This window comes from Bacillus sp. DX4.1 (genome assembly GCF_030348195.1).
Classification (GTDB): domain Bacteria; phylum Bacillota; class Bacilli; order Bacillales; family Bacillaceae_G; genus Bacillus_A.
This window is the reverse complement of sequence record NZ_JAUCFT010000008.1, coordinates 3,317,925-3,337,826: the sequence shown is the minus strand read 5'-3', so window position 1 is coordinate 3,337,826 and position 19,902 is coordinate 3,317,925. Positions and strand designations below refer to the sequence as shown.

The following is a 19,902-nucleotide window of genomic DNA, read 5'->3' as shown; positions in this document are numbered from 1 at the left end:
TTCTTTTAATGATGGATTAGAAGGAAGAAAATTCTTATTTAAGAAAAGTTCCGCTTCACAAAGGTAAAGAAAGTAAAAGTAGACAACGCTTGACAATGAAAATTGCGATAGATACAATGAGAATGTATATTTTTTCTTATATACGATACACTCTTCTCTAGAAGAGAAGTAACATTCGGAGTAGATTGTGAATCTTTCCGAAATAATAATATGACATTTTAATCGTGAAATGAAGAAAGTCCCTTAAAAAAGCGGGGCGACGGTCTTTGCTGTACGTTGCAAATCAATGTACATGCCGACAGTCTTTTTTCATTCATAGCAAGGGGAGGTGAAATCATGAGCAGCACAGTTTGGATACTCATCTCCATTTTGCTTGCAACAGTCGGTGCAGTTGTTGGCTTTTTTATTCGAAAGTCTATTGCAGAAGCGAAGATTAACGGTGCAGCAAATGAAGCGAGACGCATCTTAGAAGAAGCGGGTCGTGAAGCAGAAGCACTAAAGAAGGAAGCGCTTTTAGAAGCAAAGGATGAAATTCACACACTTCGTACAGAAGCTGAATTAGAAATTCGTGACCGTAGAAGCGAATTGCAAAAGCAAGAAAATCGTTTAATGCAAAAAGAAGAGAACCTTGATCGTAAAGACGAGACGCTCGATAAACGCGAGCATATGTTAGAAAAGAAAGAGGAATCTCTTGTAGCGAGACAACAACAGATTGAAGAGTTGGAAAGCAAAGTGGGAGAGTTAGTACAAAAGCAACAAACAGAATTAGAGCGCATCTCTAGTCTGACACGCGAACAAGCTAAAGCAATCATTTTAGGTAAAGTCGAAAGTGAAATTTCTCATGAAATTGCCGTTATGGTAAAAGAAACTGAAGTTCGTGCGAAAGAAGAGGCAGACAAGAAAGCGAAGGAGATTTTATCTCTTGCAATGCAAAGATGTGCAGCTGATCATGTTGCTGAAACAACCGTTTCGGTTGTAAATCTTCCAAATGACGAAATGAAAGGCCGTATTATCGGACGTGAAGGTCGTAATATTCGTACGCTAGAAACATTAACTGGTATTGACCTTATTATTGATGATACGCCAGAAGCGGTAATTTTATCAGGATTCGATCCAATTCGTCGTGAAACTGCTCGTATTGCTCTTGATAAGCTCGTTCAGGATGGACGCATTCATCCAGCACGTATTGAAGAAATGGTTGAAAAATCAAGACGTGAAGTGGACGAGTATATTCGCGAAGTAGGAGAGCAAACGACTTTCGAGGTGGGTGTACACGGATTACATCCAGATTTAATCAAGATTTTAGGTCGTTTGAAATTCCGTACAAGTTATGGTCAAAACGTTTTAAAACACTCTATGGAAGTAGCGTATTTAGCGGGACTTATGGCAGCGGAACTTGGCGAAGACGAAAAACTCGCAAGACGTGCAGGTCTATTGCATGATATCGGTAAAGCGATTGATCATGAAGTAGAAGGAAGTCACGTTGAAATTGGTGTTGAACTTGCAACGAAATATAAAGAGCATCCTGTTGTTATTAACAGTATTGCATCTCACCATGGTGATACGGAACCAACTTCTATCATTGCAGTTCTAGTTGCAGCAGCGGATGCATTATCAGCTGCAAGACCTGGAGCTCGAAGTGAGACTCTTGAAAACTATATTCGTCGTCTTGAAAAGTTAGAAGAGATTTCAGAATCCTATGAAGGTGTAGAAAAATCTTTTGCAATTCAAGCAGGACGTGAAGTTCGCATCTTGGTAAAACCGGATACAATCGATGATTTAGAAGCTCATCGTTTAGCACGTGATATTCGAAAACGCATTGAAAATGAATTGGATTATCCAGGACATATTAAAGTGACGGTTATTCGTGAAACTCGTGCAGTGGAATATGCGAAATAAAGTGGTGTTACGCCACTTTATTTTTTTGTGTTGGGATTGGGTAACATAGAATGAAGCTTCTAGTGGTGAGAATTTTTTCATCTCTGACTGAGAAAAGTTGCACTGTATACACAAGCAATATTGTTCCTTTATACGTGATGAACTTGTATGATAAGAATAAAATAAGTAGTACATAGAGAGGGTAAGACATATGAGAATTTTATTTGTTGGGGATGTAGTAGGATCTCCTGGAAGAAGTATGATTCAACAATACGTACCGGCGTTAAAGAAAAAGTATACGCCTACTGTAACAATCATTAATGGAGAAAATGCTGCAGGTGGACGTGGTATTACAGAAAAAATTTACCGAAACTTTTTAGAGTGCGGTGCACAAGCTGTGACGCTTGGAAATCACGCTTGGGATAATCGTGAAGTTTTTGAGTTTATTGATAATGCAAAATATCTTGCAAGACCCGCTAATTTTCCGGAAGGAACGCCAGGAAAAGGACTTATCTTTGTGAATTGTAATGGCACAGAAGTAGCGGTTATTAACTTACAAGGACGTACATTCTTACCACCAATTGATTGTCCGTTTCGAAAAGTAGATGAATTAATTAACATTGCGAAGAAACGTACAAATATCATCTTTATTGATTTTCACGCTGAGACAACGAGTGAAAAACAGGCGCTTGGTTGGTATGTAGACGGTCGTGCTACGGCAGTAGTTGGAACGCATACGCATGTTCCGACAGCAGATAATCGTATTTTACCAAGTGGGACAGCGTATATTACAGATGTAGGTATGACAGGTCCATACGATGGTATTTTAGGTATGGATCGTGAAGCTGTACTGAAGAAATTTTTAACGAATCTACCTGTACGTTTTGAAGTGACAAATGGTAGAACGCAGCTAAGTGCGGTTTTAATTGATGTGGATCCGAATACAGGAAAAGCAAAAAGAATCGAGCGTATTTTAATTAATGATGATCAACCTTTTTTTGAATAGTATTTTATAAAAGTTAGAAAAAACATTATATTTTAATTTTTTAGAAAAATTACAGAGATTTAGCAGGAATACATGCTGTTCCTCGTGAATATAAGTTAAAAGTGAAATCAATCGCTAATACTTTATAAAGAAACGAGGAGGAAACGAGCAATGGAAATATTAAAAGTTAAAGCAACTTCGGTCCCTAACTCTGTAGCTGGTGCACTTGCTGGAGTTATTCGCGAGCGTGGCTCAGCAGAGATGCAAGCCATTGGCGCAGGTGCATTAAATCAAGCGGTGAAGGCAGTAGCAATTGCAAGAGGGTTTGTAGCGCCTAGTGGTTTAGACTTGATTTGTATCCCAGCTTTTACAGATATCATGATTGATGGTGAAGAACGTACAGCAATAAAATTAATTGTAGAACCTCGTTAAGTTCGAACAACCTGTTTGCTTTAAGCAAACAGGTTGTTTTTATGGAGAAGGGGGAGCGGAATTGAAAATTTTTGATGCGCATTGTGATGTGTTATGGCAACTATGGAAAGCGAATGGCAAGAAGGATTTTCAAAATGATCCTTCTTTACATATTACTTTTGAACAATTACAGCAAAGAAAAGGAAGTATACAATGCTTTGCAATATATGTTCCCGAAACAGTACCATATGAACAGCGTTTTGAAGTTGCGTTAGCCATGGTAGATATATTTTATAAGCAAATTTTGTCGTTGCCTAACATGAAATTGATACAGACAAAAAAAGACTTACAGCAATTAGGTGAAAATGAAATTGGTGCTGTTTTAACGTTAGAAGGATGCGAAGCAATAGGAAAAGAAACAATGAAATTACGTACACTCTATCGTTTAGGGGTCCGGTCTGTTGGATTAACGTGGAATCATGCGAATTTAGTAGCTGATGGAGCAATGGAGACAAGAGGCGCGGGACTTACTACCTTTGGTAAGGAAGTCGTAGCAGAGCTCAACTCATGTCGTTTATGGACGGATGTATCTCATTTGAATGAAAAAGGATTTTGGGATGTGATGGAAATCGCTACATATCCGATTGCATCACATTCAAATTGTTATCACCTTTGTGGGCATCCACGCAATCTAAAAGATGAGCAAGTAAAGGCACTCATTCAAAAAGATGGTGTAATTGGTGTGACATTTGTTCCACAATTTTTAACAAATCATAGTCCAGCCTATATAGATGATATATTACGGCATGTCGAGCGTATTTGCTCGCTTGGAGGAGAACGTAATGTTGGATTCGGTTCTGATTTTGATGGTATTTCGGAGATGGTTGTAGGTGTGAAAACATACAATCATTATGAATATATAATCAATGAATTAAGTAAGCGATATAGTGAAACTCATGTTCAGCGCTTTTTATATGATAATTTTGTCAACCATATGCCTTTTTAGTCGCTTATTTTGTGCTGTATTTCCAACGAAAAACAAAAGTTAGAAAAATTAAAAAATTAAAATAAAATCAGGCCAACTTATTGCATTTTTTCTGTGGTAAGGCTAGAATTGTAGACGAATTAAGATTATGCAAAACATTCAGGGAAGTCAGAAGAGGTATAATTTGCGTCCATTGTAGTTTCTTTGCATAAAAAGTGCTACACTAATACTGTAAAAAAATACACTACAATGAATGCAGCCAAAGGGGTGTAGGAGATGATTAGTCAACTTTCATGGAAAGTTGGAGGACAACAAGGTGAAGGAATTGAAAGTACAGGGGAAATCTTCTGTATTGCATTAAACCGATTAGGTTATTATCTATACGGTTATCGCCACTTTTCATCACGGATTAAGGGTGGTCATACAAATAATAAAATTCGCGTAAGTACGACAGAGGTGCGCGCGATATCCGATGACTTAGATATTTTAATTGCGTTTGACCAAGAAACAATTGACTTTAACTTCCACGAATTACGTCCGGGCGGAATTGTCGTTGCTGATGCAAAGTTTAATCCAAGCATTCCAGAAAGTACAGATGTGACGCTATATGCAATTCCATTTACAGATATCGCTTCTGAACTTGGTACATCATTAATGAAAAACATGGTTGCTGTTGGAGCATCTAGTGCAGTATTAGGATTAGACGAAACTGTTTATTTAGACGTTGTAGATGAAATTTTCGGCCGCAAAGGTCAAGCAGTTGTTGAAAAGAATATGGAAGCAATTAAACGCGGCTCTCAATATATGAAAGAATTACTTGGTGAGCAAGTAAATATGATGCAGCTTGAAAAAGCAGATGGTCAAAAACGTATGTTTATGATTGGTAACGATGCAATTGCATTTGGGGCAGTAGCTGGTGGTGCTCGCTTCATGTCTGCATATCCAATTACACCTGCATCTGAAATTATGGAATACTTAATTAAGAAGCTGCCAAAAGTAGGCGGAACAGTTATTCAAACAGAGGATGAAATTGCTGCTTGTACAATGGCAATTGGTGCAAACTACGCTGGTGTACGTACGTTAACAGCATCAGCAGGTCCTGGTCTATCTTTAATGATGGAGGCAATTGGTTTAGCTGGTATTACAGAAACACCTCTTGTTATTGTTGATACACAACGTGGTGGTCCAAGTACAGGTTTACCAACAAAACAAGAGCAATCTGATTTAATGGCGATGATTTACGGTACACATGGTGAAATTCCAAAAATCGTAATGGCGCCAAGTACTGTTGAAGAAGCGTTCTATGACATTGTCGAAGCGTTTAACTTAGCAGAAGAATATCAAGTTCCTGTTATCTTCTTAACAGATTTACAGCTTTCTTTAGGTAAGCAAACAGTAGAACCACTGAAATTAGACAAAGTAGAAATTCGCCGCGGTAAGCTTGATTTACAAGCAGAGTTACCAGAACGTGAAAATAAAGCATATTTCAAACGTTACGAAGTGACAGAAGACGGCGTTTCACCACGCGTTATACCTGGTATGAAAAATGGTGTTCACCATGTAACAGGTGTAGAACATGATGAAACGGGTAAACCATCTGAATCCGCACTGAACCGTAAATCACAAATGGACAAACGTTTCCGTAAAATGGAAAATCTGAAGTTTAATACCCCTGTTTATAAAAATGCCAAGTATGATGACGCTGATGTACTACTAGTAGGCTTTAACTCTACACGCGGTGCAATTGAAGAAGCGATGGAGCGCTTAGAGCAAGAAGGGTTAAAAGTAAACCACGCTCACGTTCGTTTAATTCATCCATTCCCAACAAATGAAATTCTTTCGCTTGTGAAGAGTGCAAAACGTGTTGTTGTTGTAGAAAATAACGCAACGGGTCAGCTTACTAATATTATGAAGATGAATCTTGGCTTTGGCGAGAAAATTTCTAGTTTGTTAAAATACGACGGAAATCCATTCTTACCAAAAGAAATTTACAACGAATGCAAAAAAGGGGTTGTATTAAATGGCAACATTTAAGGACTTTCGTAACAGTGTAAAACCAAATTGGTGTCCAGGTTGCGGTGACTTCTCAGTGCAAGCAGCAATTCAACGTGCGGCTGCTAACGTCGGCTTAAATCCAGATGAATTAGCGGTTATTTCTGGTATCGGATGTTCTGGTCGTATTTCGGGTTATATTAATTCGTACGGTGTTCATAGTATTCATGGACGTGCACTTCCAATTGCACAGGGTGTGAAAATGGCAAACCGTGATTTAACAGTTATCGCATCTGGTGGTGACGGTGATGGTTTTGCGATCGGTATGGGACATACAATCCACTCAATTCGTCGTAACATTGACATTACGTATATCGTTATGGATAACCAAATTTACGGTTTAACAAAAGGCCAAACTTCACCACGTAGTGAAGCTGGATTTAAAACGAAAAGTACGCCACAAGGTTCAATTGAGCCAGCATTATCTGTAATGGAAATGGCGTTAACTGCTGGTGCAACATTTGTTGCACAAAGTTTCTCTAGCGACTTAAAAGAGTTAACGCAGCTGATTGAAGCTGGTATTCAACATAAAGGTTTCTCTTTAATTAACGTATTTAGCCCATGTGTAACTTACAATAAAGTAAATACGTACGATTGGTTTAAAGAGAATTTAACAAAACTAAGTACAGTAGAAGGGTATGACCCATCTAACCGTATGGTTGCAATGCAAACATTAATGGAAAACAAAGGTTTAGTAACGGGCTTAATTTATCAAAATGCACAACAGCCTTCTTACCAAGAACTTGTAAAAGGCTACAGTGAAAAACCTTTAGTTCAAGCTGATTTACAAATGGATCAAAAAATGTTTGATGAACTCGTTGCTGAGTTTATGTAATAAAAAAGGCTGCCAACTGGCAGCCTTTTTTAGTATAGTAGGATGTTGTTTGCATTTGTTCTAAGAATATAGTGTACTGCAATATCCATCAGTAAGATTGAAAACCATGAATAGAAATTCACATTTATCTCATATGGCAGTAAAACCCTCATTGAGAAAAGTTTCACCTTATCTTCAAAGGGTTTGTTTACTTAGAAAATTCGGAATGATAGAATAATTAATGAACGGCTATAACATGAGACAGTGTTCGTTCCCTGTAGGAATCGGTTATGGGACAAGTGCCTCTTTGTTGTTTAATTTTGTTAAACGCTTTATACTATGATAATGTGTATAGCAATATGTTTTTGACAAAGACAAGGTAAAACAACAAGGATAAAGGGAAATGTCCATCAGTAGGAAGAAATTGCACTCATACGGATGGTTAGCTCGGTGAATTGGGCTCTTAGGACAGTTATCTCTCAACTAGCTTCATAACCTTTGAGATGGGGTCTTATTGCCCATTAGAGTGAGCTAAAAAGATTGTGTATAGTTTGGGTTGAAAGGAGATTACTCATGAACGAGCAACAACGATTAGCAAGTCAACAAGCCAATTCTTCTATGAAAAAAGAAGAAAAAGATTATAGCAAATACTTTGAAAATGTATATCAGCCACCTTCCTTAAAAGATGCGAAAAAACGTGGGAAAGAAGAAGTTAAAATTGAACGTGATTTTGGCTTACCAGAAGAATTTCGTAACTTTGGTATAGGAAGAAAATTTTATATTCGCACTTATGGGTGTCAAATGAATGAGCATGATACAGAAGTAATGGCTGGTATTTTTACAGCACTTGGATATGAACCAACATTCTCAACAGAAGATGCAGATGTGATCCTATTAAATACTTGTGCAATTCGTGAAAACGCTGAAAATAAAGTGTTCGGGGAACTGGGGCATTTAAAACCGTTAAAACAAAGAAACCCTGACCTTTTAATCGGTGTATGTGGTTGTATGTCTCAAGAGGAATCTGTCGTAAACAAAATTATGCAAAAAAATCAGCATGTAGATATGGTATTTGGTACACATAATATTCATCGCTTACCTTACATTTTAAAAGATGCCATGTTCTCAAAAGCAACAGTTGTTGAAGTATGGTCAAAAGAAGGGGATGTAATTGAAAACCTTCCAAAAGTACGCCGTGGTGATATTAAAGCATGGGTAAATATTATGTATGGGTGCGACAAGTTCTGTACATACTGCATCGTACCCTATACACGTGGGAAAGAACGTAGCCGTCGCCCAGAAGATATTATTAACGAAGTACGTCATTTAGCCGCAAATGGCTATAAGGAAATTACGCTGCTTGGTCAAAACGTAAACGCATACGGAAAAGACTTTGAAGATTTAGAATATGGCTTAGGCGATCTGATGGAGGAACTTCGTAAGATTGATATAGCGCGTATTCGTTTTACAACAAGCCATCCACGTGATTTTGATGACCGCTTGATTGAAGTGCTTGGAGAAGGCGGTAATTTAGTTGAACACATTCACTTACCAGTGCAATCTGGAAGTACAGATATGTTGAAAATTATGGCGCGTAAATATTCGCGTGAGCATTATTTAGAACTTGTACGTAAAATTAAAATAGCGATTCCGAATGCTGTTTTAACAACTGATATTATCGTTGGTTTCCCAAATGAAACGGACGAACAATTTGAAGAAACGATGTCGTTATATCGCGAAGTAGGCTTTGATAGTGCATTTACATTTATTTATTCTCCGCGTGAAGGTACACCCGCTGCAAAAATGAAAGATAATGTACCAATGGAAGTGAAAAAAGAGCGTTTACAACGCTTGAACACATTAGTAAATGAATTCTCTGTAGAGAAGAATAAACGATATGAAGGGCAAATTGTTGAAGTACTTGTTGATGGAGAAAGTAAGAACAATCCTGATGTACTGGCAGGTTATACACGTGCTAATAAGCTCGTGAACTTCGCAGCACCAAAATCAACAATTGGTCAGCTTGTAAAAGTAAAAGTGATAAAAGCAAATACTTGGTCTCTAAACGGGGAATTGGTTGAGGAGCCAATCGAGGTGAAATAATAGATGGCAGCTTATTCAAAAGATGAAATTGTAGAGCGTGCAAAAGAATTAGCGAAATTGATTGCTGAAACAGAAGAAGTAGATTTTTTTAAACGTGCGGAGGCGCAAATTCATAAAAATGAAAATGTAAAACGTGCGATTGATGAAATTAAAGCACTGCAAAAACAAGCAGTTAATTTGCAGCATTATGGTAAGTGGGAAGCATTGAAAAAAGTAGAAGCGGAAATTGATGCATTGCAAGATAAACTGGATAGCATTCCGGTTGTGCAGGAGTTTAAATCGTCTCAAACATATGTAAATGATTTGCTGCAACTTGTAGCGAGTACCATTTCAAATAACGTAACGGATGAAATATTAATTTCAACGGGTGGCGATGTGTTAAAAGGAGAAACTGGTGCTGAAGTAGCGAGCAAAAAAGGGAACTGTGGCTGTTAAAGGAGATGTCTTATGGACATCTCTTTTTTATTTTATTTAGGATACATATTGTTTTGTCAAAAAAAGAATGACACATTCCGCTCTTGTCACGCATATGATTAAGTGAATATTGATTGAGGAGGGTTCCAAATGTCCGAATTTAGAGAGATCATTACGAAAGCCGTTGTGGGCAAAGGACGAAAGTATATGAAAACCACTCATACATGCGAATCAAATCATGAACCTACAAGTATTCTCGGATGTTGGGTAATTAATCACGCATATGAGGCGAAAAAGAATGGTAAAACTGTAGAAATTGAAGGATATTATGATATTAATACTTGGTACTCATTTGATGAAAATACCAAAACAGAAGTTGTAACAGAACGTGTGAATTACACAGATGAGGTGAAAATTGGCTATCGTGACAAAAACTTTTCTGGTGACGATTTAGAAATTATTGCTCGTGTTATTCAGCATCCGAATTGTTTAGAAGCAATTGTTTCACCAAATGGTAACAAAATAGTTGTAACTGTAGAGCGTGAATTTGTAACAGAAGTTGTTGGAGAAACAAAAATTTGTGTAAGTGTAAATCCTGATGGCTGTCCGGAAGAGGAAGAAAATTTTGAAGTGGATGATGACGAATTTGAAGATTTAGATCCAAACTTTATTGTAGACGCAGAAGAGGAATAAAAGAAAGCTAGGGAGATTCTTCCTAGCTTTTTTTACATGGGGTCAGAGATGCTCAATTGAATTTTTTCGTGTTATAATAAAGAGAGACTCCTATCAGTGGAGATATGATTGTCCGTGAAGTACGGCATATAATATATAGCTAATTATGTATAAAATGTGGAGGAAACAAATGGCTCAGTATACCCCGATGATACAACAATATTTAACAGTCAAGGCAGACTATCAAGATGCCTTTTTATTTTTTCGCTTAGGTGATTTTTATGAAATGTTCTTTGAGGATGCAGTAAAAGCGGCTCATGAACTTGAAATTACGTTAACAAGCCGAGATGGGGGGAGCAGCGACCGTATTCCAATGTGCGGTGTCCCGCACCACGCTGCTAAAAATTATATCGAACAGCTCGTTGAAAAAGGATATAAAGTGGCGGTTTGTGAACAAGTAGAAGATCCGAAAACAGCAAAAGGCGTTGTACGCCGTGAAGTAGTTCAATTAATTACGCCTGGAACGATGATGGAGGGGCGTACAATTGATGAAAAAGAGAATAACTTCTTAGCGGCGTTGACACGCTTTGAAGATGGTTCCTATGCCCTGGCTTGCAATGACTTAACGACAGGACAAAATACCGTTACATTGCTAACTGGTACTGTAGAAGATGTTTTATTAGAAGTATATGCGACAGGTTCAAAAGAAATTGTCGTGGCATCTACGTTTTCAAAAGATGAGCTAAATAAGCTGACAGAAACATTGAAAATGACAATTTCCTATGAGGATGAAACAAAAATTCCTGAAGGGTTGGAACACCTTGTTCAAAATGTGACGCAAACGAAATTAGTTGCAGCAGTTGGGCGCTTATTTAACTATGTATTACGAACACAAAAACGTTCGCTAGATCATCTGCAGCCAGTCGATATTTATTATACAAATCAATTTATGAAGATTGATGTTCATTCTAAACGTAATTTGGAGTTAACAGAAACCATTCGAACAAAAGAAAAAACAGGCTCTCTATTATGGCTGTTAGATAAGACAAAAACAGCGATGGGTGGAAGAATGTTAAAGCAGTGGATGGAACGTCCGCTCATACAAAAAGAAAAAATTGAAGAGCGTTTAGAAATGGTTGAAACGTTTGTGAATGATTATTTCTTACGTGAAGATTTAAAAGGAAAATTAAAAGAAGTATACGACTTAGAACGTTTAGCAGGGAAAGTTGCATACGGCAGTGTGAATGCTCGTGATTTATTACAATTAAAGCGCTCATTACTGCAAGTGCCTGCTATTTTAGAGACAGTAGATCGTTTAGAGAATGGATATGCATCCCAATTAATTCAAGGTGTTGATCCATGTGAAAGTTTAACGGAACTACTAGACAGAAGTATTCAAGAAAATCCACCGCTTTCTATAAAAGATGGTGACATTATAAAAGACGGCTATAATGATAAGTTAGACCAGTATCGTTATGTAAGTAAAAACGGAAAAACTTGGATTGCGGAGCTTGAAAAGCGCGAGCGTGATATAACAGGGGTTAAGTCTCTGAAAATTGGTTACAATCGTATTTTTGGATACTATATCGAGGTGACAAAAGCAAACCTTGCATCACTTCCAGAAGGTCGTTATGAACGAAAACAAACGCTTGCAAATGCAGAACGCTATATTACGGATGAGTTAAAAGAAAAAGAAACGATGATTTTAGAAGCAGAAGAAAAAATTGTTCAGCTAGAATACGATCTATTTACTGCTCTTCGTGAAGAAGTGAAAGTGTTTATTCCGAAATTGCAGCAATTAGCGAAAGTTATTAGTGAACTAGATGTACTTCAAAGCTTTGCGACAGTTAGTGAAGAAGAGCAATTTGTAAAACCAACGTTAACAAATAAACGAGAAATCTTTATAAAAGATGGTCGTCATCCTGTCGTTGAAAAAGTATTAAATGGAAAGCTTTACGTTCCAAACGATTGTGTTATGCCTGAAAATATGGATGTCTTTTTAATTACTGGTCCAAATATGTCCGGTAAAAGTACGTATATGCGCCAATTAGCACTTGTTACCGTGATGTCACAAATTGGTTGCTTTGTACCAGCAACAGAAGCTGTGCTGCCTGTTTTTGACCAAATTTTCACGAGAATTGGAGCAGCGGATGATTTAATTTCCGGGCAAAGTACATTTATGGTCGAAATGTTAGAAGCAAAAAACGCAATTGCGAATGCATCAGAAAGAAGTTTAATTTTATTTGATGAAATTGGCCGCGGTACATCTACGTATGATGGTATGGCGCTAGCGCAAGCAATTATCGAGCATATTCATGATCAAATCGGGGCGAAAACATTATTTTCAACGCATTATCATGAATTAACAGTGCTAGAAGAAAGTTTAGAGCAGCTTAAAAATGTACATGTTTCAGCTATTGAAGAAAATGGTAAGGTTGTCTTCTTGCATAAGATTCAAGATGGAGCTGCAGATAAAAGTTATGGTATTCACGTTGCACAGCTTGCAGAGCTTCCAGATAGCTTAATCGCTCGTGCAAAAGAAGTATTAGCCCAGCTTGAAGGGCAAGAGGAAGTTACGCTTCCGAAGCGAGTGGAAACAAAAGTTCCAAAAGAAACAGTGCAAGAAACAGTAGTCATAAAAGAAGAGGTAGAGACGCTGACAAAAGATCAAGAGGAAGCAGAAGAATCACAGCTATCATTCTTTACCGCGGAACAAACTGCGAAGAAAGAAGAAAAGCCGATGCTTGACCAAAAGGAAACAGCTGTATTAACGCAAATTAAAAAAATTGATTTACTTGATATGACACCACTAGAAGCGTTAAATGAATTGTACCGCTTACAGAAAAAGTTAAAGAAAGGATGAGTAAGTAGATGGGGAAAATTCGCAAACTCGATGACCAACTCTCTAACTTAATTGCGGCAGGGGAAGTAGTTGAACGCCCTGCCTCAGTTGTAAAAGAACTTGTCGAAAATTCCATCGATGCGAATAGTACATCTATTGAAATCCACTTAGAGGAAGCTGGATTATCTAAAATTCGCATTATCGATAATGGAGATGGCATTGCTGAAGAAGACTGCATTGTTGCTTTTGAACGACATGCTACAAGCAAAATTAAAGATGAAAATGATTTATTCCGAATTCGGACGCTCGGCTTTCGCGGAGAAGCGCTGCCAAGTATTGCGTCTGTCAGTGAATTAGAGCTCATTACGAGCACCGGGGATGCACCAGGTACGCACCTTGTCATTAAAGGTGGCGACATTATCAAACAAGAAAAAACAGCGAGCCGTAAAGGAACAGATATTACGGTTCAAAACTTATTTTTTAACACACCAGCACGTTTGAAATATATGAAAACAATTCATACAGAGCTTGGAAATATTACAGATATTGTGTACCGCATTGCACTGTCACACCCAGAAGTATCGCTTCGCTTGTTTCATAATGAGAAAAAACTGCTCCATACATCAGGAAATGGTGATGTGAGACAAGTACTTGCAGCGATTTATAGCATTCAAGTTGCGAAAAAGCTAATCCCAATTGAGGTGGAATCGTTAGACTTTACGATTCGTGGTTATGTGACGTTGCCTGAAGTAACGCGTGCATCTCGCAACTATATGTCAACGATTGTAAATGGCCGTTACGTTCGAAACTATGTATTAATGAAAGCTGTGCAGCAAGGTTATCATACATTACTTCCGGTTGGACGTTACCCAATTGGTTTCTTATCGATTGAAATGGATCCAATGCTAGTTGATGTGAACGTTCATCCAGCGAAATTAGAGGTGCGCTTCAGTAAAGAACAAGAGCTATTGCAGCTTATTGAAAAAACACTGCAGGATGCATTTAAAAAAATTCAGCTGATTCCGGATGCCGGAGTCACAACGAAGAAAAAAGAAAAAGATGAGAGCGTGCAAGAGCAGTTTCAGTTCGAGCATGCAAAACCGAAAGAACCACCGATGCCAAATATTATTTTGCCAACCGGAATGGATGAGAAACAAGAGGAACAGCCGAAGCAACAACCACCCCTGTGGAGGCAACCAAAACAGGAGTGGGAGCCACCGCAGTCTCTTATAAAAGAAGAAAACAGTTGGCAGCCATCTAAGCCAATAATTGAAGAATCTGCCCAAGAAGAGAATGAGTGGGAAAGCAGCGAGGAAGACTTTGAATTAGAAGAATTGGAAGAAATCCAAGAAATCGAAATGAACGGGAACGATTTACCGCCGCTTTATCCAATTGGACAAATGCACGGAACATACATTTTTGCTCAAAATGACAAAGGCTTATATATGATTGACCAACATGCAGCGCAAGAGCGTATCAACTATGAATACTTCCGTGACAAAGTAGGGCGGGTAGCACCAGAAGTTCAGGAATTACTTGTGCCGTACCGAATTGATTTATCTCTCAATGAATTTTTACGAGTAGAAGAGCAATTGGAAGAACTAAAAAAAGTAGGCTTATTCCTGGAACAATTCGGGCATCAATCGTTCATTGTCCGCTCACATCCAACATGGTTTCCAAAAGGACAAGAAACGGAAATCATTGATGACATGATGCAACAAGTAGTGAAGTTGAAAAAAGTCGATATCAAAAAACTGCGTGAAGAAGCAGCTATTATGATGAGCTGTAAAGCATCGATCAAAGCCAATCAATATTTAACGAACGATCAAATCTTTGCCTTACTAGAAGAACTCCGGACAACAACAAATCCGTATACATGCCCGCATGGTAGACCAATTGTTGTGCATCATTCGACTTATGAACTGGAGAAGATGTTTAAGCGGGTGATGTAAAGTTGGTGTGTTGGGGGGAAATTAATTAGACTGGGGAAAAATTAATTAGACTCGAGGAAAAATTATCACTACTGAAATGAAAATGAGTAGGAAAAGTAGAATGAACATAAAAAAATAGGTTTTGTTAGTTGCTATTTTGATAAAATATTATGTAATGAAAAAGAAGCGATAAAATAAATCGCTTCTTTTTCATTTGTTTGTTAGTATTGCTAGTTTCAGCAATATGCAAGATATTGTCCAAAGGGAAAAAAGTCCACTACTGGGTAATGAAAATTGTTTGTAATGTTTAAAGTTAGTATAAAGAATGAAAAATACCACTGAATTAATGAGTTTTTACGTTAATATACTGAAAAAATAATAATGTACGAAATGTGGTTATATAAAAAAGAGGTACCGTTTTAAAGAAAGTTATACCGTTTACAAAAAAGTTGCACCGTTTTATTCCTTTTCGATTAAAGAATCCTAAGTGAGTTTTAATCAAACTTTTTTATAAAACTGAAACTTAAATTTGCTAGATACGAATCCATTTTGATCAATCTTTTTTTCAAAATGGATTCTTCTTATTTACCGTAAAATACGGGTTTGTGAGGTGTTTTTGATCAAACTTTATTTCAAAGCAACACTATCTTTTTTTAATTGAGGACTTGATAGAATCTTTTTTTATTCGTAAAGGTATGCTTTCTCAGAATTAGTCTTATTTCTCGTATGAAAATCGCATATCTACTACTTAGTCTAATACTTTATTTTAATAAATACTTTCTTAACGAAATGAAACTTAGTCATCAGTCTAAATCTTTATATTACTAAATTAGAAAAATAAGAATAGGGAAATCTAATTAGACCAACGATGTTTAGTCGTGAGCGTAATACCATTTTTTGAATATGACTGTAAGTTAATTTATATAATTGTAAATACAGAAATGAATCAAAATACTAGTTTGTAAGAAAGTGAAAAATCATTGTTGATTTGCCCCGCACGTGTTGACAAATCAACACCTAAATTTCTCGGCTCTTTCTTAAAGCCTATATTTATATTAGATGATTCGGTTTTTATTTGACTTTTCCCTCTTAACTCTGAAATCGTGGATACATTTACCTCTCCCATATCATTTTGAATATCAAACTTCCCTTCTACTCCCTGTAACGTAATATATTCGCATTAAGTTATTAGGAACATCTAATGCTGTTTCACAACTGAAAGGAAATTGAAAAAAAACTGAAACTTTTCTCATTAAAATTCAATCTTACTTAAAAAATGAAAGGAAAATGAAATTTTTCAAAAGAAATTCTTTGTTAAAATAAAAAGCATAAATACAAAAAAAGTGTTGACACATGGAGAAAAATGTATTCTTCAAGATATAGTGGGGGAAAAAATGAGATTAGAAAAACAATTAATAAAAAAGATATATTATGAAACATTCCTAATGGAGAATGAAACACATCCACCTCTTCAAGTACTTGGAGAAGCTTATTTTAACGAACAAAAAAATGAGATTTCCGATGGATCTTATATTCGTTTTGCACAAGGTGAATTTTATTATCACCATCAAGATTTTGAATCAGCTATTTTTAAATGGGAGAAAGTCAGTAATGAATTGGCACCATGGGCACAAAAAAATATTGCGGATGCTTACTTTGAACTTAACCAATTATCAGTTGCTGAAAATGTTTATACCTCCATTACTACTGATAACAAAATACTTATGACCGAAATTGTACTGCAATTACTGTCTCTTTACATCGAGCAAAATAATCTTGATTCAGCTTTCGCTGTTATTAAAGAAGCGGTTTCTTTAAATCCCGATTATCCAAACGTCACAACAATTGCACGTTCCTTTTATGAAGAACAGCAAGATTTTGACAGTGCAGTAGAGCTTGCTGTGAATGAGTTAATTCGAACAGAATCTTTTCCATGGTTTGAGGTTCTAAAAGAATATATCGATAAAGGATTTACTAAAAATATTTCACCAGACTATTTTTATAAAGTATTAGTTACATTAAATAATGTAGATCAAGTACAATTTACGCAAATTGTTTCATCACTTTGGCACAGCTATAAAAATGAACAAAATTACTTATTATGGCTTAAAACAATAAATGAGTTTTTCTTACATATCGAAATACATTCGTCCGATATATGGGACAAAATTTCTTCTCTTTATGAAGAAACGTACTTTGAATTAATTCAAGGTCAATATATGCTAAGACAATTACACGATATCATTCCAAATCTTTTAACAAATTGGTTGAAGGTAGCCAATCCGTCTCATTCTGTATTTCCATCTGCAGCAGTATTGGCATGGGATGAGATTTCCCCTTCCAAAATAGATTCAGCAAATATAAAACATGCGGAAAACCTACTGTCATATTCTGTTAATCATGTGAATGGCTTAGAGTATAGTTTACATCTTTTTGAATCTATTACACAGTGGGCACAAAAACATGATTTAGAAATGGGCCATCGATTTAGATGGTTAGTTGGCGAGCTTGCAGATTTAAGAACAAATCGCCTTTTAGTAACTGGAACTTCAGGAAACGGAAAAGCTTCATTTATTAACTCTATACTAGGAGAAAATATATTAGAAAACTCAATCTCAAATGTAGTTGTCTTTAAAAATGACGCTCATACAGAAATTAACGCTATAACAGATTCAGCAATTACAACAACTGAGAATTTCTCTGATTACCATAACATGATGTCTCTACACCGCCAAACATATAGAGATAGAGCATGTGTTGAATTTAAATTACCATGCAGATTTTTAAGTAAAAATAAACTTACATTCGTTGTTACACCTAGCTTTAATAGGAACAACGACACTAGAGATGGAACATTCGAATATTTAAATTCTGTAGACGAATTATTATTCGTATTGAATGCGGATTCACCTTTTACTGACAAAGAACGTGACATTCTATTAAGTATTCAAGAACATACACCAAATCTACAAATTCATTTCTTATTAAATAAAATCGATAACATTTACAGTGAAGCAGAAGCAAAAAGAGTTATACATGATACGCAAGCGAGAATAAACGCATATTTCCCGCAAGCGAGAATTTTCCCTTACTCTTCGTTATATACAAATAGTCAACAACTAAACGATTTAACTGAGTTTATTCATTTTAACTTTAACCATAAAAATATCGATGCAGAACGTACTGAAAAGCTATTGTTTTTCATTCGAAAAACAATTACATATCTTTTGGATAAACGCGTCGAGATGGAAAATAACCTAGTGGATTCTATTAATTGGGATGAAGATATGTTAGTTAAACTAAATGGTTTTATTAATAACCTTACTGCTTTTGAGAAGGAAAAAATTCATTTAATTACAGAATCATATCGTACAATGAAAAACGAAATTACTAATGATCTTACAGAACATATTCCGAAACTATTGCAGAGTTGTTCTGATTTAATTAGTGAAGAAAGCGATTTTGGGCACATTGATATTGAACTAAATACAGCGATGAACGAAAGAGTTCAAAAATATCTAGAACAAACTGTGTTACCTAATCTTGCTCGCTCTATGCAAAATTGGATTGCAACTTCTAATAACGAGTTCCTTCAAAGTCAATCGTACTTAGAAGAAATCAGTGAAGGACTTAATTCTTTATGTGGAGAAAATCGAATACAGTTAGAATGTGACTTTAAAGTGCTTGATGACTGGCGTAGAGATACTGATAGAATGACAACTAGAATACAAATGGAAGAAGTAAATATCTTACGCCGATTTACACCAGCACAATTTTTACTGAAAAGTGCCGGTAAATTATTTGGAGTTCTTCCTAAAAATAAAGCTATGCTATATAACAAATACAAACAGTATTTAGAAAATGAAGATTATACCGATGTAACGGCTTCTATTATGAACAAATTTTTCTTGCAATTTGAGCTATTTGAACACGCACAAGAGCGGGATATTAATATGTTCTTTAGAAATCCATTTGGCGCGTTGGAACAAGCTGTAGAAAACACTCATTTAGAAATACAAGAAAAACAAGATACACTGCATAAAATGAAATCAAATCCTGAAGTTTATCATGATTCTATAACGCTCTTTGAATTGAGATTACGTCAATGTGAAGTAATCTTAAATATAGGTGAGGATAATTCCTATACAGATTTAACTTTAGAAACAAACATAGAGTAAACGTAAAGTAACTCCAAAATATACAATAAAAGTTGATTTTGGAGTTATTTTTTGTTTGCTTCACTTTTTTTCGGTACTCTGCAACTAGATGGTAAATCCATTGACCACGGCAAGACTTTATCAATTTCCTCTTTATTGTTTAAATCGATGTTGGGAAGCGTTTCAAACAAATAACGAAGATAATGATAGGGACTTAGATTAATCTAATTTTGCTGTAAAAAATAATAAAAGCATGACAGAGAAATGTCATGCTTTTTTAGTTGTTTCAATCTTTATGTTTAATAAGTATTAAATTACTTTAATTAATCTGGGGTTAGTATAATTATACGGACACAAACACTTAACTGTTGAGAAACAGCATGAACTTCTATGTTGAAACGGATGGAGGCTGCAAAGTTAATTAACCAAAGGCTCAACAGCATGCGGTGCAATTATGCTTGTCAATGCATGGCTGCGTGATTAAGCAAATATATCCAAAAAGGTCACTTCATAAGTGCTGTGCCCTTTTTTATAATTTTTATATTGTGTATTTTTGGATTAAACGATATAATTATAGTGTTAAAGATGGAATCGTGATATGACCTGTTATGAATCTATCATTTTATTTATGAATAAATGGATTGGTATTTTAGCAAGA

13 protein-coding genes are annotated in these 19,902 nt (G+C 36.2%); 12 read left to right on the top strand and 1 reads right to left on the bottom strand.

Going from position 1 to position 19,902, the window contains the following annotated elements:
* Positions 1-336: 336 nt before the first annotated feature.
* From rny to mutL, 11 genes are all read left to right on the top strand, one after another.
* Complete coding sequence (gene rny, locus QUF99_RS19905) at positions 337-1,899, top strand: ribonuclease Y (RefSeq protein ID WP_289372249.1); 1,563 nt, start codon at positions 337-339, stop codon at positions 1,897-1,899.
* 190 nt (positions 1,900-2,089) lie between these two features.
* Positions 2,090-2,884 (top strand): TIGR00282 family metallophosphoesterase, encoded by a 795-nt coding sequence (locus QUF99_RS19900; RefSeq protein ID WP_289372247.1) that lies wholly within the window; start codon positions 2,090-2,092, stop codon positions 2,882-2,884.
* A gap of 150 nt (positions 2,885-3,034) precedes the next feature.
* Complete coding sequence (gene spoVS, locus QUF99_RS19895; protein WP_286121482.1) at positions 3,035-3,295, top strand: stage V sporulation protein SpoVS; 261 nt, start codon at positions 3,035-3,037, stop codon at positions 3,293-3,295.
* Positions 3,296-3,356: 61 nt separating this feature from the next.
* Positions 3,357-4,280 (top strand): dipeptidase, encoded by a 924-nt coding sequence (locus QUF99_RS19890; RefSeq protein WP_289372245.1) that lies wholly within the window; start codon positions 3,357-3,359, stop codon positions 4,278-4,280.
* A gap of 255 nt (positions 4,281-4,535) precedes the next feature.
* Positions 4,536-6,293: a 2-oxoacid:acceptor oxidoreductase subunit alpha gene (locus QUF99_RS19885; protein WP_289372242.1), complete on the top strand. Its 1,758-nt coding sequence runs from the start codon at positions 4,536-4,538 to the stop codon at positions 6,291-6,293.
* Positions 6,280-7,146, top strand: a complete 867-nt coding sequence (locus tag QUF99_RS19880) for a 2-oxoacid:ferredoxin oxidoreductase subunit beta (RefSeq protein WP_289372241.1) — start codon at positions 6,280-6,282, stop codon at positions 7,144-7,146. The genes QUF99_RS19885 and QUF99_RS19880 overlap by 14 nt, the downstream gene beginning before the upstream one ends.
* Positions 7,147-7,698: 552 nt before the next feature.
* The gene (gene miaB, locus QUF99_RS19875; protein ID WP_289372239.1) at positions 7,699-9,228 is read left to right on the top strand and encodes a tRNA (N6-isopentenyl adenosine(37)-C2)-methylthiotransferase MiaB; all 1,530 of its coding nucleotides are present in this window, start codon (positions 7,699-7,701) and stop codon (positions 9,226-9,228) included.
* Positions 9,229-9,231: 3 nt separating this feature from the next.
* Positions 9,232-9,663, top strand: coding sequence for a YlbF/YmcA family competence regulator (locus tag QUF99_RS19870; RefSeq protein ID WP_289372238.1), 432 nt, complete (start codon positions 9,232-9,234; stop codon positions 9,661-9,663).
* Positions 9,664-9,792: 129 nt separating this feature from the next.
* Complete coding sequence (gene cotE / locus QUF99_RS19865; protein WP_286121475.1) at positions 9,793-10,335, top strand: outer spore coat protein CotE; 543 nt, start codon at positions 9,793-9,795, stop codon at positions 10,333-10,335.
* Positions 10,336-10,504: 169 nt separating this feature from the next.
* Complete coding sequence (gene mutS / locus QUF99_RS19860; RefSeq protein WP_289372236.1) at positions 10,505-13,177, top strand: DNA mismatch repair protein MutS; 2,673 nt, start codon at positions 10,505-10,507, stop codon at positions 13,175-13,177.
* Positions 13,178-13,185: 8 nt separating this feature from the next.
* Positions 13,186-15,108 (top strand): DNA mismatch repair endonuclease MutL, encoded by a 1,923-nt coding sequence (gene mutL / locus QUF99_RS19855; protein WP_289372235.1) that lies wholly within the window; start codon positions 13,186-13,188, stop codon positions 15,106-15,108.
* A 925-nt stretch (positions 15,109-16,033) separates the two neighbouring features.
* Here mutL and QUF99_RS19850 read toward each other — a convergent pair.
* Positions 16,034-16,258, bottom strand: coding sequence for a DUF4097 family beta strand repeat-containing protein (locus QUF99_RS19850; RefSeq protein ID WP_289374714.1), 225 nt, complete (start codon positions 16,256-16,258; stop codon positions 16,034-16,036).
* A 223-nt stretch (positions 16,259-16,481) separates the two neighbouring features.
* Here QUF99_RS19850 and QUF99_RS19845 point away from each other — a divergent pair, with 223 nt between their 5' ends.
* Entirely contained in the window at positions 16,482-19,265 is a 2,784-nt protein-coding gene (locus tag QUF99_RS19845; protein ID WP_289372234.1) for a dynamin family protein, read from the top strand.
* The last annotated feature ends 637 nt before the right edge of the window (positions 19,266-19,902 follow it).